Source organism: Candidatus Cloacimonas sp. (genome assembly GCA_039680785.1).
Taxonomy (GTDB): Bacteria; Cloacimonadota; Cloacimonadia; order Cloacimonadales; family Cloacimonadaceae; genus Cloacimonas.
In genome coordinates, this window is record JBDKSF010000085.1 from 36,223 (window position 1) to 50,992 (window position 14,770).

A 14,770-nucleotide genomic window follows, 5' to 3' on the forward strand; every position below is an offset into this window, starting at 1 on the left:
TTAATATCCCTTTATGATTTCTGTTCCCCAAGCTTTCATGTAAGTTCCACCATCTGGTCCCATGAAATCATCATTAAAAATCTCAAAAGGGATATCATCTTTCCACCAAAAAGAAAGTTCATGGAAATGAGCATCTTTGTTTTCTCTAGTAGCCCATTCAAGTCCATTTATGTACTCAATGAAATTTAGTTTTGGAAACAATCTGAGTTTGTAATTAAGAATAGTTAAAATCCACCTATGATGAAAATACCCTCGATATTTACCCCCACCTATTCCCCAAGCAGCTTGATCTTCAGGAGTTCCACATTCTATACCCCTACATATCTCTGCGTGTTTACTTGGAAAAGAAACAAATCCCATATGAGAAATTTGTGGCAACATTTGCAAAACAAGTGCAGGATTTGCTATATCTTCAAGTACATGAGTACATATAGAAAAATCAAACTTGCCAGTAAATGCTACAATGCTTCGAATATTATCCCAATCCCTTTGCGTTGAAATATCTGCTTTAAGAAATTTACACTCATATCTTTTTGGCTGATTGATATCTATGCAATGAGTAACATAAGGACTAGCCCAAACATTCAGTCCCCCACCTACATCAACTATGGACTTAAATTTTCTATTGCAGAGAAATTCAAATACAGCATTACGACCATCAGACTTATCTTTGATATCGTAAATCATCGGACTTTCTCCATAATAGAATCTTGAAGTTCACTCAAAGAATAAAACCCTTTATTTGAATCATATATAAAATTAGGTTTTATCTCTTCTCCAGTCATGGGATGAAATCTAATATCAAGTGGAAATTCATAAAGTATTCCAAAATCCCATCTTGATGTTTCTGGGGTTTGAAATATTCCCATTTTCACTGCATCTTCATCTGATATATTTTCGATTGAATCCATTCTGTCAGCGTAGCAAAAGTTAGGTTTCTCTTCTGCTCTGACAGCCCGGCCGCACGATTTACATACATAAACTGTCATTTTATCCTCTTTAAACAACCAGCAAAGTTTGGGTTTTCTAAATGTTTGAAATGCCAAGAGTCATTATCCTCTTCCAAATTATATTTGTTTACAAACTCAATTGCTTTATCCCAGTTGATATGAACTGGTTCATAATATCCAGTATCGACCAAGTATTCGTATGCCATCCCTGGAGCAATATAATTTCCCATAAAATCATGAAAGAAAAGAAGTCCATCTACCATGACTTGTTCCATCAACATCTTTACTTCTTGCATAATAAGTTCCAGTTGATGGTCATCTGAATCAAGAAACACATAGCTAAAAGAACGTGGAGTTTTTAGATAAGTCAAAGAAGTTTCTCCATATAATGTATGATGTAATGAAGAAACACTTTGCAACTTATTCAAAAGGTTTTTCTTAAAATCTAGTTCCCTACATATTCCCCAAGGCATATTATCTGCTGTCTTCTGAAACGTATTTGCCCATTCTTTTTCATTATTTAGATCATAAACAGGATCTACACAATGAAAAACATCCATACGATTCAAAGCAGATAGTGCTGATGTTCCAATCAAAGAAGACTTGCCTGCATTGGAACCTAAATCAACAGCAATACCGACAGAGCATTTAAGGTTATTCATAATGGTATCAAATACCCCAAATGCTTCTGTCATTGATATTGCTCCAGGTGTCTTCTGCACTATTTTCAACAATTCAAGAACACCCATTACTTCCCCTTTAAATACATAACCACTGCACCAACTAAAACACCAACATTAGATATTACAATTTGACGAAATTCAGGAATCCAGTAACTAATCATACCAGTAGCAATAAGCAAAATAGCAGCACCACCAAACAGAATAAGGGCATGATTATTATCTGTACTTATAACCTCGCCGAGTTGCACTGCCTTAGCTGTCTCAGCTTTAGAATCAGCTTTAGTTTGATCCAATATTTGTTCAGGGGTGTCTGCCATGTCTTCTCCTATTTGAAATAGCTTTCTGGGTCCTTTGCTACAAGTGCCTTAAGTTCTGCAATCTGTTCAGCGGTGAAAGTCATATCCTTCTTGTTAATCAAATCAATCAAACTGATTACAAGAGGCACACCTTGGGTTACTGCGAGTTGAATAAATATAGGAATCAATGCTTCCATAAAATCCTCCTACTTCGTTGAATTAAGAATTTGCAAAGCAGTAATTGCCGCTACTTGAGCAGTAGCTTCCCCAATTTTTGTCTGTACTGCAAGTTTATTTGCAGCGGTTGGTGATTTAGAATACAACACAAGAGCATCTACTGCTTCCTCATACTTTGCCTTATAAATTGTTGCAACGGCTACTGCTTTTACTTTATTCTCTTCCGAAAACTGACCTGCTTTGTACATTGTACCAATAGCAGTCATGCCTTTATCATATGCTTGACCAGCAACAGACAAAGCGTTGTAGCTATTAGTGATAAAATCCTGATCTGCTCCTGCTGTGGTAGTTGTTCCTGTGTTTGCACATCCAATCAACATCAACACCATTACCAATACAGCAAAAGATTTACTTATGTTCCTTTTCATAATTTACTCCTTTTTACAACCTCAATGAAATTTAGATCAAGTTTTGCAGTTAAAGCAACAATTGCTTCATGAGTCCTTTGGTTACATTCTCTCAACTCCTTTATATCTATTTTAGCTTCATTTATGTAGTCTTGTAAATTCTCCATTCTATCACCAAATCCCTCAGTTTTTATTCCTTGTCTATCTCTACAATCAATTCTAATCCTTTCACAACTTGCGACCTTCATGTAAAGCCTGTCATTTCTTATTTGATTTGCCAGCCACCCAAATAAGAAAGATGCTACTGTAACTACTCCAGTTATAATAGCAAAAGCAGGCAAATGAAGATGTTCAGACATTTCTCCATTTTCTGCTGCTGCCAACAAAATCTCTACTGCAACACCCAATGAAAAAATCCCACATAGAAAGACTAACCTTACACCTTTAAAAAGTTTAACCAAGTTCTGTAACTCCTTTCTATTGGGAAGATTCATTACCAACTTGCACCATTCTTCCAATAAAATGGATTTAAATATTTATGTAATTCAGGTTTTATACTTGTTTCAAATATATCAAAAGGTAATCCAAGTTCTTTCCTTCTAGCTTGAGAACGAAGCCATTTTTTTTCAATTCTTTCTCTGTCCCTATAATCATCCTTTTCATAATGAATAATATCAGCTTCAATATTCTCATTAGACTTTGCCCCAATCATAATGTGATGAGGGGAATTGACCCATCTTAATTCAAAATTCTTTCTTATTAACCTACATTGAAAATCAGGGTATTGACCAATCTGATGTGATTCAATTGGCCACCCATCTTCTCCAATCATAGCAAAAGGTGTATTTTCATAACGAAGAGGTTCAATAGTTCGCCTAGAAAAGTGAATTGTATCAGTAGTAAAAGAATATAATCCCTTATCAATATCAGAAAGTACTTGTTTAAGTTCTGGTGACATTCTTTCATCAAAATCAAGGATCATAGCTATTTGCTTATGTGGAATATAAGATAAGCAAATATTCGATTGTGTAACTTCCATATCATGGAAACTATCAATCCAGCAATGCTGATACACTTCTACTTTAGAAAACTGTCTCAATTCTTGAACTGTGTAATCGGTAGAGCAACCATCAATCACAATTATTCTTTCTACCCATTCTTCATCATGAAAATCACTTATACACCTATTTACTAATCGTTCTTCGTTCAGTCCCTTCATGAGTACCAACATGATTTATCTCCCTAACAATTCTTGCACTGCTTTTTTAACTCTTGCCGGATGTATTGTATTGATACAAGGTGTATTACAAGGCTTTTTTCCAGGTTGGCCCCAGCAGTTTGAAGTGATTGGACACACATCAAGCTTATTCGATTCAAGTAGAATTGACTTTGCTCCATATTGCATTCTTGGTTGTGTCACTCTTGCAGGGGCAGGTCCGAATATTGCAACAGTATTAATGCCTAAGGCGCCAGCTAAATGCATTGGAAAACTATCTACACATACAGCGATATTTGCATTAGACATTATCCAAGCTGTTTCTCGCCAAGTAAGTTTACCTCTAAAATCAAGACTTGCAGAACGAACAGGCCAATCAGAGGTATGGCCTACCTGAATGATAAATAGATCAAGTCCTTTTAGTGCTATATCAAGATGTTTATACATTCGATATACAGGTTGTCCACCTGTGGTATGTACAACACAAATAGGCAACTGGTGTTTATCTTGCTTTTTTATTTCTTCAGAAAGATTAAATTCTGGTTCTTTATATTTTATTGTAATGAAATCTGGTTCTACTTTTGTAAAGTAAGGATAAAGACTATGAAGAGTTACATCAAGATTGTTCCATCCCCCAGGTAATATCTTTTCTCCATGAGGATTATAAACTACTTCATATTCCTTTAGTTTTTTATCATCCCATTCAATTATTTCATCTATATATGAATTTCCTTGAACAATATCAGAAAATAACTTTTGTGTCATATAAATAAGGGGTGTATTTGGATGCCTTTCTTTTATTCCCTTAAAACATTGAGTGCTCATCAGCACATCACCTGCACTGCTATGTTGTGCAAACAATACACCCTTCTTTTTACTTACATCACTAAAAGACTTACCTGTGGGTGTGAGATTTTCAAAAAGAGCATTTATACTAGATGCCCCATCCAACCAATCTTGTGCTTTCTCTATTCCTTTCTTTCCTATTTCAAATCTCTCTTCTGGAGACATTTCAATCATTTCAATCATTGCTTGTCCTAAATCTTTAACAGAGCAAGCTTTTGTTTCAACATATGCTTGACCATATGCAGTCATGACAGAAAGATAAGAAATTTCATCACATTTTACTAATCTGCCAATATTTTTTAGAAGTTCTGGATGTGCTGTAGTATCAGAAGCAATAACAGGTGTACCACATAGCATTGCATTCAATACTGTCCAACTTAGTCCTTCTTGAAAAGAGCAATTAACAAGACAATCTATTCCGTTAAAGACTTTTACCATATCCTCTTCAGCTAAAGGGGGACCATTTTTCTTTGCTGATATAGTTCCTGTTTTTATTTTGTAGTCTTGAACTAGAGACTGAATATTAAAAATACCTTCAATATCCGTATGAAGATATAAATATGCCTCTTTCTTTTGTGGGGATACAATTTCACCAAAAGCTTTTAAAATTCTTGGCGGATCTTTTCGTACTTGATTTTTACCTACAAATCCAAAAATGAAAAGATCATCATTTTCTTCACCGCCGAGTAAATTCTTTTTAATTAATTTTTTTTCCTCTTCAGAAAGTGGGATATACATATCTGAATCAGCAAGACGCGGTCTAAAATAACGTAATTTTGGAACACTGTCCTTTAATATATTATACCCATATTCACTGTACACACAAGGAATATCAAAGAAATTAATCCAATTCACCCAATCAAGTCTCAATTCATTAAGATCATATGGAAATATACTAGAATAAGTAATATTATTTCTATTTCTGTATTCGTGTAATTGATTAAAAATATAACCATATCTCCAAATATCTAGTCCTACAATTACCATTGCATCATATTTAAACTTATAAAGTAATTCTACTACTTGATTCCCACCATATATTTCTTCATTGAAAGGAACATAAGGAATTAATTTATAAGGAAGATTTTCAGGAATAGAAGAATTTACGAAGTGTGCTTTTGTAGGTAGTAAAACACCAAAACAAGATATTTCAAATCTGGAATAATCTACTTCACTAAGAAGGGAACGCATCATGTTCCCATTACCACTAAAAGAATATGGATGATCCCCCACTAAAAGAATACGTTTCTTCACTGGACTTCCTCCAATTTACAAAATTCACCAAGAATGGCGATTGTTTATTCCCGTGTATCTTCTTCAACTGTTACAACGTCTATACCACTTGAAGTTCTTTTCTTAACGATTGTAACTTTTAAATATTCCCCACTAACAGGAACATATCTGTCAAGAACTTTGATACCATAACTACTTGGAATGTATAACTCGTCTCTTACGAGATTTAACTGAGCGAAGTCCTGTTCATTTAATTCATTTCCAAACAACGATTCTGTCAATAATCCATAAGCACTAACCTTAACTGTATTCCAAGTTGTTTTTTCTTGGTACGTTTGTGAATAAGTTTCACCTGACATTTCTGTTACTGCAGGTCTTTGTAACTCCCCAGAAACATTTGCCCTATAGAACACACAATTGTACTTGTAAATTTGATTCTCTAAATCTATCCCTTGTTTATTGACAACGATATAATCAGAATTGAGAGGGGTTATATGAACTACATCACCTGGAACAACTATCGAATCATATGAAATTTCTGTTTCAAGAAAAAACTCAAGAATGAAAGGCTTTGTTGCTTGCTTATTTGGCTTTAATCTTAGATATTCTCCAGACAATACAGTGTCACGAATTACAGTGAAAGATGACCCAACCTCTTCTAATATTTCTTTTATATCGGGTCCAATTGACACTATTTAATCCTCTGTTGCTGGAGTAATAATCGTTGTATTTTTATATGAATCGCTGTAAGTTAAATCCCTGCCCGTTCGTTTCTCGTAAACAAAACCTGCATCCATTTTCACACCAGCAATACCTGCTTTATCTTCAGTAGTGTTCATTATCCCGCCTATCTCTACCTTCCACTCTTCATCCATAGACTCCACAAGTTTCTGGTAATGATCAAAACGATGTTGAAGATTTATTCCATCAACTTTGAATTTATGAGCAGATTCAGAACGCAACATGAAATAAAGGTTTCTTACAACACGTTGCTTCAACCACTTAACTTTATAATTATCAGTAACAGGAAATGACCAACCAGTATCCGCAACTGCATCTGAAGCAGCATTTACAAAGTCTACCGCTTCAAACCTAGTTGAAAGACCTTTTAGTTCCTGCTGAACTACTGTTATTAGTTCACCACTTGTCATTTCTTCCGTCTCCGAACTAATGCAGGTTTTGTTTCTTGCAGCACTTCAATTTCTGGTTCTTTTATATCTATTGCTTCTATATTAATTTCTTCTACAGGCAATTGTTCTTGGGGTATGACGATTTCAGGTTTCTTATACCTGACAACCACCATACCCCTATTGAGTGAGATTTCTTGAAGCAAATCAGGTGGTACAGGATCAAGATACTTTCCAGGTTTTAATATATCACCTTTTCTTGTCTTTAATGATTTCAGCAACAACACTTCGACTATCTCTCGTTTTTCCATAGTCGATTCCTTTCTTGATTAATTGGTGGGTTCTACTTCTACTATGATACAAATATTATGCATCTTAGTAGCGGGAGAAGTTTCTCCATTGTAGACAAAATCCCAAGTGAACACATCACCTTCAGTAAACGAATTTGCAGTGTGATCAACAACACCATATCTTATACCAGTATCAGCAGCACTTGCAAAAGTCGTTTTCTGTGCTGACAATTCACCTGAAATCGCACCAATTCTAGGATTAGTTGTCAAACAACTTGTACCGTTGATCTTTACATCAACTTCCCCACTTACGTATACAGCGGTGTCTCGTTTTCCACAACCAAGTGCTGACATGTAAACATCAACAACCTTGCCGGGAAAACGTGCTACTCCAAGAGGCATCCCTCTCTGAGTAACAACCACTTCACCTGAGATAGTACCCACAAACGGGGGAAATACCTCATTTGCTACTTGCTGGGGGAAGTTGACCGGAAGTGGAAAATACGGTCTTCTTTGATTAGGCATTGATTCCCCCTTAATGTACTGTCAAGCAGTAAATTCCCTTGGGACGATACAGAACAGGCAAACCCTTATTCTCTACCATTACCCATCTTCCTTCAGGATCATTCATGTCCCACGAACTTACTTTAAGTCCATAAGAACGAGAAAGACCAAAAGGGGCACTGTAATAACCACCAATCAAATCACCTTCAATTCGTTCGCAATACATCGCAAACTTATTTTCAGCAAGAAACTTTCTGGTCATCGAAACGAAATCTTCACCCTTTTTGTATGTGGATACAGGAGCAGTATCAACTGTGACTGTACCATTCTCAGGAGATACAGCAGAAATCGTGCAATCTTCAGAAGTTCCAGCAGAAACATCATTGAAAGTGAGTTCAGAACCAACTACAAAATCATCTGTATTGTCTACACTGATTGATACTGTAGTGCCCCCAGTTACCCCACCAGTCAACCAAGCTCTTATCTCGTACATCTCATCATAGACCATGATATTCGGAATCTGGAAGAGATTTTGAAGAGCAGGAATAGGATTAGTGAGATAAGCATTAAGACCAGGCTGGCCAGCAAATCCAGAATTAGCCATGATCTGAAGGAGTTGCTTATCTTGCTGCAAGAGCTTCAGAACTTCAGAGGTCATAACAGCGTGAGTTACCTTTGCAGCAGCTTTATTCTGGAGATAAAGTCTAGCATCTGCAATATCGTCCACGATATCCCTGTTAACTCCACCATCCCACTTGCGATCAGCAGCGAGAGTTACAAGATGTGCGGCAGGAACACCATAATCAACAGATACTTTGACTTCCCCACGACCAACATAACTGAAAGAACCTTCAGTGATCATCTGACAGAACATCCATTCTTTCCTGCGATCTGCCCTATTACGAAGATTCTTCGTTTCTTGTGCAATCTTCCTTGCAGCAGGCATGTAAACCTGTCGAGTACCTATCTGACGAAGATTATTCAAGAACATTTCATCAAAGAACAATTTTTCCTTCCAGTATGCAGCCATTGCTCGACCTGCACCGTGACCTGTAAGAGAAGTTTCCTTTGCAGGTGCACCAGGTGCAGCAAACGGAGTAAGTCCACGAGTTCCGGTTATGCTTTCCCATTCGATAGAATCAGATTCATTATCCTCACTGGGAAATGCATTCATAAAATGAAGATTGGGTGGTGTCATGTAACTTTCAATAGTCTTCTTGAGCACCACAAGTCTCAGATCAGGTATATCAGAAGCGCCTTTAGGCATATTATTTCACCTCCTCCCTTGTCTTACTTCAAGATCAAATATTGGCCGTCTTCAACTGCACTAAGATCAGTTACAGCAGCATCATCAACATTTTCACACAACCCCTCAATAAGAATGGCATTAGTTACAATTCTTACACCAAGACCACCCTTTGCATTAACACCAACACCGGTATCAACTGCAAATTCAAGAATACCTTTACAGTAGCTATATGTATTGGCATTTTCAGTATCAATGGCAATGTGGGCATTGTTAGCAGATGTGTGACTTGCAGATACAGTACCTGTGTATGTGATAGCTGCTTTATTTCTGTACGTGGTTCTATCAATTACTGTTATCGTCAATTGATATGGAGTACCACCATCAGAATTTACTGCTATTACATCACCTACCTTGAATTTGTAAGAATCATCAAGACTGACATAAACAGTTTGAGCAGTTCCTGAATCTTCAAGAAGGTATGCACGAGCACCATCCCAACTAACAGGATCACCAGCCGATTCATTCGGATTCGGACTATAAGGAACCCAGTAACCCGCCCTATCCCCAGCAACAATCTTGCCAAGAGCTGCACCTTGAGGAACTACACCATACCCAGGAATCAAAGAAACCTCAAGAGTAAGCGCAAGATCACGCTTACTTCTATAAAGCCTTTTGTAATCTGGGCCACCTTCTGTGAACATATAGGGAGTATCACCCTGATGAGTTACCAACGAACCTGCCATAACGTATCACCTCTCTTTCTACAAATTACTTTGCAAGTTTCAAATTCCTCTTAACAATAGCATCTTCCTCAGCAGAAAGGTCTCTATCCTGATCATCAGGATCAAGATCCTCAGAATCAACTGCTTTCGAAGCAGTGCCAAATCCAAGAACTGCGGGTTGAGAAAAACTACCTTCCCAGTCTTTGATCTTAGCATCAATAGCAGTAGAGAAACCTTCTACATCAAGAGCACCTTCCTTTACAAACTCATCAGAACTTACAACTTTCTTAAGGTCTTCGTGTCTGCGTGAGGGTATCTTACTCGAATTGAGTTTCTTTGACCAAATAGCGTCAATACTAGCTGAAAGTTCTCTTTCCGAACGAAGGATATCTTGTTCCTTGAGCTTTGTATTCTCGGTTTTAAGTACTTTGCTTTCTTGCTCTACAGCATTCAAGCGATTACTCAAATCCTGAATCTGGGGACTAACAGAAGCTTGAGCTTCCTCTTGAATCTGTTTTACAAGTTCGGGATGTTTTTCCTTCAGTTCTTTCAAATCCATAGTGACATTACCTCCTTCTTGTTGTTCTGTGATATCTAGTTGCACTTTGTCATCTTCTGCAATTGAACCATTTTTATTTCCCTTTTTCAATTGCACCAATTCATGCAACCTGTTCATTGCCATCTCTCTTGTGCCAACGTGATCAATCAAGCCAACACTTTTTGCTTGATTACCTATAAAAACTCGCCCCTCCGCCATCTTCATTGCATCTTCGGACGAAACCCCTCGATTTGTTGCTACATCATCAACAAAAATCTTGTAATAAGTATCAACCATCTCCTGAATATATGCTTTACCTTCAGGTGACAAAGGTTCATCTTGACTTGCTATTCTTTTATATTTACCTGCATATATGTTAGTTTTCTTTACACCTATTTGTTCCTGTTGCTTTGAATAATCATTATGTACAGCAGCAACACCGATTGAGCCAGCTTGAGATAAATCTGTTCCAAATATCTCAGATGCAGCAGAGCTAACCCAATATGCAGCACTCGCCATCAATCCATCAGTGAAAGCAATAATAGGTTTTATGTCTCTTGCTTCTTTAATGTGGTCAGCAAGTTCTTTTGTTCCTTCAACTGCGCCCCCAGGTGAATCAACATCAAGAAAAATACCTTTAACATATGGATCTTCAATTGCTGCTTGAATATGACTTTTCAAAACCTGTGTAGATGTCCCCCCACTAAATTCACTCATCATATTCATGCGTTTGCTCATTACACCATAAACAGGTATTTTTGCAATACCATCTTCTATAGTGTAGTGTTCTGAAGCATTGTTGCCACTCTTTCCTACTCTATAAGCTTCAAAATCAGATAATTGTGCAGAAGCAAGTCTGTTAAGAAGAAACGAATTTATTTCCTCAAGTTTTTCTGGAACTATAGCACAAGGGGTATTTTGAAAAGTATCAAGTAAAATACTTCCAGAACTTTCTGCTTTTTTACTTTTATCCCATTTTGAATTGCAAATGGCATTTGCTTGATCAGGTTTATATCCCTCTTTCTCAATAAGGTCTTTATTACACCTATTGATATAATCTTGTTTCTTTTCACCTTTATTAGGACTAGGCATCGTTATCTTCCTCAGCTTTGCTTGGTTGTTGAGGCTGAATAGGCTTGCGCTTCAAAGGTAAAGTTGGTTGTTTGGGTTGTTTGCTAGGTTGATTTGGGTTATTCTGTTGTCCTGGCATCTGTTTATTTAATTTTTGTTCCTGCAACATTTCTTGATCTATTGCAGATTGAAGTTCAGGATATTGAATCTTTTCAGTTTCACTCTTCAGTCGTTCCTTATGATAATTCTGTATCCCCATTTTATTGGCAATAGTCTTGTTACTAATTCCAAGAGTATCATTTGTACTACCATGCTTAACACCAAGCCATGCTCTGGCTTTAGCTTCAGTATCACCAACATCAGAAGTGGGATACGCAATTTCCATAAGAAATTCAGGTTTTTTATTTACTGTTTTCTTTACTGGTTCATTATTTTTGAACCCAGTAACTTGTTCTACAGGAAATTCTTTAGGAAAATCAGAAACAGCAGACCTTAAAAAGAATACAGCTTTCCAAAAATCAAATCTTGCATAACGATCATGCCATGCCACTTCATCTGACGTTCTATCACTCATAGGGCCTCTACTAGCCTTGACACTAGCAAAGGTTCCTTTTGATTGACCAGTTGAAACATCTTCAGGTTCATTTAACCCTGATGTTATCATATGCAAAATATCAGTGTCAGATTCGGTTATATTTGGAAGTTTCGGATTAACAGCTTCAAGTTTCATTCCTGGAGGAAGAAAAATTCTACTACCTGGGGTATATCTTCCTCCTAATCCTGTTTCTTGTTTCTCTTTATCTGTAAGAGCAAGAAACATCCTGTAAGCTTTCCAATCATCGAACTGAGATACCCACAAAAAGGCCCCAGCGGACTTCTTGTGGTCCACTTCGTAAAACTTCAAGTTCTCATATATGTTCAACCATCTCAAGACTGTACGAAGATGGCTGGTATTCCTCTTTGAAAGCAAAGATTTATCCCAATGAGTCATGAAACGATAAAATCCACCAAGGGATTTGAACTTAGAACTAGCACTTTTTGAGAATTTCAATAATTCCCAACTAAAACTAGGATTTTCAGCAGCTACATTTATCAATTTAGGATCGTATGCAACGTAAATAGAAGGAATTTGAACATTTTGAGTAACACCATTCTTATCTTTACGAGATACTTCATAAACAAGTGGCATAGAAGCTTTTGTAGGATGGTAAATAACACCATCTTCATCTGCCCCATTTATATCTGTTGGATCTATAAAATCAACTTCTACAAAAGAATCCTCATGTAGAGTTAAACAATTGAATAATTCTCCTTCAACGAAACCCCTACCAATAAATTTAGGCCAAGCATCATAAAGTCTGTTACGGAAATCATAATATATTTCATCAATTACCGTTTGTATTTCATCTACTTCAGAAGAAAACTCAAATCCAAGACCAGTTAATCTGCCAACTTGACCTCGAATAGAAGTATTGACTTGTGGATTATCATGAAATTTTTCCCAGCAGGCTTTCTGGAGTAATTCACGATCATCAGGTAATACTTCTTTAGAAATCATACGAAGGTCATCGGGTTCAGCATAAGTTTGTGCTTGAGCAGAGTATTGCCAAGGCGCTGAAAAAGAAAGTTTTTGAAGAACCTCGTCTGGAATGAGTTCTAGTTGCCTTAGCAACTCTTCATCTGGCACGTTGAACTCCTAGGTTAAAGAGAAATTTATCTTTACCATATAATCTAGTATGTGGTTTATACTTTATTGTCAACTAAAAACCTCTATCATCAACAGGTTTTTCAGTAATTGCCTAAAACATTATTTTCTCTTATATACTTACCAAATATAAATGTGTTAGCACCACGTTCTTTAAAGTGTTCAACACCTAAATTTCTTCCTGAATACATAGACCAACCTGTTGCAAAGATAGAATCATCTTGTACGCCACCTTTTTCTTCTTTTTCAGGTGATCCGAACCACTTTCTTTCCATATCATGATCAAATATTTCCATCTCTTCTATCTGAATATCACCTGTTTTTGATCCTTTTATCCCGGTAGGTGCAGACTTGAACAATCCTTTTGATACAGAAGAGTAAAATTCACCAAAAGCAGACCTTTGTCTATCATATGTTGGAAATAAAAGATCAAATGATATCTCTCTTTCTTCTGCCCAAGGTGCCAAATCCCATAATCCCCATCTTTCACCTCCTATTGAATCAATTCCATCATATTCAACATGATATTGATTCAATAATTCCTTTATGCCCTCTAATGAGTGATCAAGTACATCAGCAAGATGGAGTCTTATGTATAAATAATTTGGTACATTTGATTCCCCATAAAATTGAAATGGGTTAGATTTGGAACCAGGTAACCCTTTTGCAAGACAAGTAACAATGGTCCTTGCTGTAGATCGAGTTTTCATAGGATCTGCACGGTCAATCCCAACTAATATTGACCAGTTAGTATCATATAACTCACCAAGTTTCTTTAACTCCTCAAGTGTTGCTGATCTGCTGTTCCAAGCATCTTGCATTTGATATAATTTAGTTATCCTACCGAATCTCTTCTCAATATCATCAAGTAAAGCTTCATTACTATCTCTGGCATCAATATCCTTAACACCAAGATCACTTATCTGCTTTAATATCCTATGTTTATCTTCAAGCAAGTCTATTAATGTTTCTTGACAACCAAGTGCCCCGTCAACAGAGTATATTGATATCGCCTCAATCATTTCATCAGTGAATATCCTGATCTTCCCTGCTGTCCATAAATTCTTAAAAAACTTTTCAAACTCACCAAAAGGGAACTTGATTCTATAACCTTCAAGTTCCTGTTGAGTCATATTAGGATTCCACCAATCTTTATTATCACCAGTCTCAGAGTATCTATATGAATAAAAGATTCCTTCTGTACCTGGTTTATTTTCTGTTTTATCTTTCCACATTGTGTAAAGAGGGTGTTGTTTTGGAGATACAGTGGAATCTATTACACCAAGAGCATTAGATATTGTACGAATAGAACCATCAAGTTCAACGAAGAATTTAGGATTCTTCATAGAAAACATTTCAGAAAATGTATATCCAGTTATATTTGACACAATACCAGAAAAGCTTGACAATGCTCTTATCGTACTTATTACATTTCCTTTACTATCTTTTATCTGGATATTCTTTTGCTGAACATTCCTTTGACCCACTATCTTTATTAGTTCTGGTGAATGAGTAACTATATCTGACATAACATCAAAATGGACAAACTTAATCTGATCTTTACTATTAGCACCAAGTACTATATCTTGTTTGGGCCAACAAAAGAACTTCCACAACTGGATAAGACAGGCGAGTAATGACTTGCCTTCACCACGCATCCAACAGAGAACAAGTAGTCTATATATAAATCTTCCATTTACCATCCTTAATGCTTCTCGCACCAAATCCTGTTGCTCTAGCCACATATCTTTGTAAC

At 36.6% G+C, this 14,770-nt stretch carries 18 protein-coding genes; all 18 read right to left on the bottom strand.

Annotated elements, in window-relative coordinates:
* Positions 1-687, bottom strand: a complete 687-nt coding sequence (locus ABFC98_05960; GenBank protein MEN6445574.1) for a hypothetical protein — start codon at positions 685-687, stop codon at positions 1-3.
* On the bottom strand, positions 684-989 hold the full coding sequence (locus tag ABFC98_05965) for a hypothetical protein (protein ID MEN6445575.1): 306 nt from the start codon (positions 987-989) through the stop codon (positions 684-686). Before ABFC98_05965 ends, ABFC98_05960 begins: the two co-directional genes overlap by 4 nt.
* Positions 986-1,699 (bottom strand): hypothetical protein, encoded by a 714-nt coding sequence (locus tag ABFC98_05970; GenBank protein ID MEN6445576.1) that lies wholly within the window; start codon positions 1,697-1,699, stop codon positions 986-988. Before ABFC98_05970 ends, ABFC98_05965 begins: the two co-directional genes overlap by 4 nt.
* Positions 1,699-1,950, bottom strand: a complete 252-nt coding sequence (locus ABFC98_05975) for a hypothetical protein (GenBank protein ID MEN6445577.1) — start codon at positions 1,948-1,950, stop codon at positions 1,699-1,701. The genes ABFC98_05970 and ABFC98_05975 overlap by 1 nt, the downstream gene beginning before the upstream one ends.
* Positions 1,951-1,958: 8 nt before the next feature.
* Complete coding sequence (locus tag ABFC98_05980; GenBank protein ID MEN6445578.1) at positions 1,959-2,126, bottom strand: hypothetical protein; 168 nt, start codon at positions 2,124-2,126, stop codon at positions 1,959-1,961.
* Positions 2,127-2,135: 9 nt separating this feature from the next.
* Positions 2,136-2,534 carry a hypothetical protein gene (locus ABFC98_05985; GenBank protein ID MEN6445579.1) on the bottom strand — a complete coding sequence of 133 codons (399 nt, stop codon included), beginning with the start codon at positions 2,532-2,534 and terminating at the stop codon, positions 2,136-2,138.
* A complete protein-coding gene (locus ABFC98_05990) occupies positions 2,531-2,920 on the bottom strand; it encodes a hypothetical protein (GenBank protein ID MEN6445580.1) in 390 nt (129 codons plus the stop codon). Before ABFC98_05990 ends, ABFC98_05985 begins: the two co-directional genes overlap by 4 nt.
* Before the next feature lie 86 nt (positions 2,921-3,006).
* Positions 3,007-3,732 (bottom strand): hypothetical protein, encoded by a 726-nt coding sequence (locus ABFC98_05995; protein MEN6445581.1) that lies wholly within the window; start codon positions 3,730-3,732, stop codon positions 3,007-3,009.
* 15 nt (positions 3,733-3,747) lie between these two features.
* On the bottom strand, positions 3,748-5,829 hold the full coding sequence (locus tag ABFC98_06000) for a glycosyltransferase (GenBank protein MEN6445582.1): 2,082 nt from the start codon (positions 5,827-5,829) through the stop codon (positions 3,748-3,750).
* 44 nt (positions 5,830-5,873) lie between these two features.
* Entirely contained in the window at positions 5,874-6,500 is a 627-nt protein-coding gene (locus ABFC98_06005; protein MEN6445583.1) for a hypothetical protein, read from the bottom strand.
* 3 nt (positions 6,501-6,503) lie between these two features.
* A complete protein-coding gene (locus tag ABFC98_06010; protein ID MEN6445584.1) occupies positions 6,504-6,959 on the bottom strand; it encodes a hypothetical protein in 456 nt (151 codons plus the stop codon).
* Entirely contained in the window at positions 6,956-7,246 is a 291-nt protein-coding gene (locus ABFC98_06015) for a hypothetical protein (protein ID MEN6445585.1), read from the bottom strand. The genes ABFC98_06010 and ABFC98_06015 overlap by 4 nt, the downstream gene beginning before the upstream one ends.
* A gap of 18 nt (positions 7,247-7,264) precedes the next feature.
* On the bottom strand, positions 7,265-7,750 hold the full coding sequence (locus tag ABFC98_06020; protein MEN6445586.1) for a hypothetical protein: 486 nt from the start codon (positions 7,748-7,750) through the stop codon (positions 7,265-7,267).
* A gap of 10 nt (positions 7,751-7,760) precedes the next feature.
* Entirely contained in the window at positions 7,761-8,996 is a 1,236-nt protein-coding gene (locus ABFC98_06025) for a major capsid protein (GenBank protein MEN6445587.1), read from the bottom strand.
* A 23-nt stretch (positions 8,997-9,019) separates the two neighbouring features.
* On the bottom strand, positions 9,020-9,721 hold the full coding sequence (locus tag ABFC98_06030; protein MEN6445588.1) for a hypothetical protein: 702 nt from the start codon (positions 9,719-9,721) through the stop codon (positions 9,020-9,022).
* A gap of 25 nt (positions 9,722-9,746) precedes the next feature.
* Positions 9,747-11,330 carry a signal peptide peptidase SppA gene (gene sppA / locus ABFC98_06035; protein MEN6445589.1) on the bottom strand — a complete coding sequence of 528 codons (1,584 nt, stop codon included), beginning with the start codon at positions 11,328-11,330 and terminating at the stop codon, positions 9,747-9,749.
* Positions 11,323-12,996 carry a hypothetical protein gene (locus tag ABFC98_06040; GenBank protein ID MEN6445590.1) on the bottom strand — a complete coding sequence of 558 codons (1,674 nt, stop codon included), beginning with the start codon at positions 12,994-12,996 and terminating at the stop codon, positions 11,323-11,325. The genes sppA and ABFC98_06040 overlap by 8 nt, the downstream gene beginning before the upstream one ends.
* 101 nt (positions 12,997-13,097) lie before the next feature.
* A partial coding sequence (locus ABFC98_06045) for a hypothetical protein (protein MEN6445591.1) occupies positions 13,098-14,770 on the bottom strand: 1,673 nt, incomplete at its 5' end.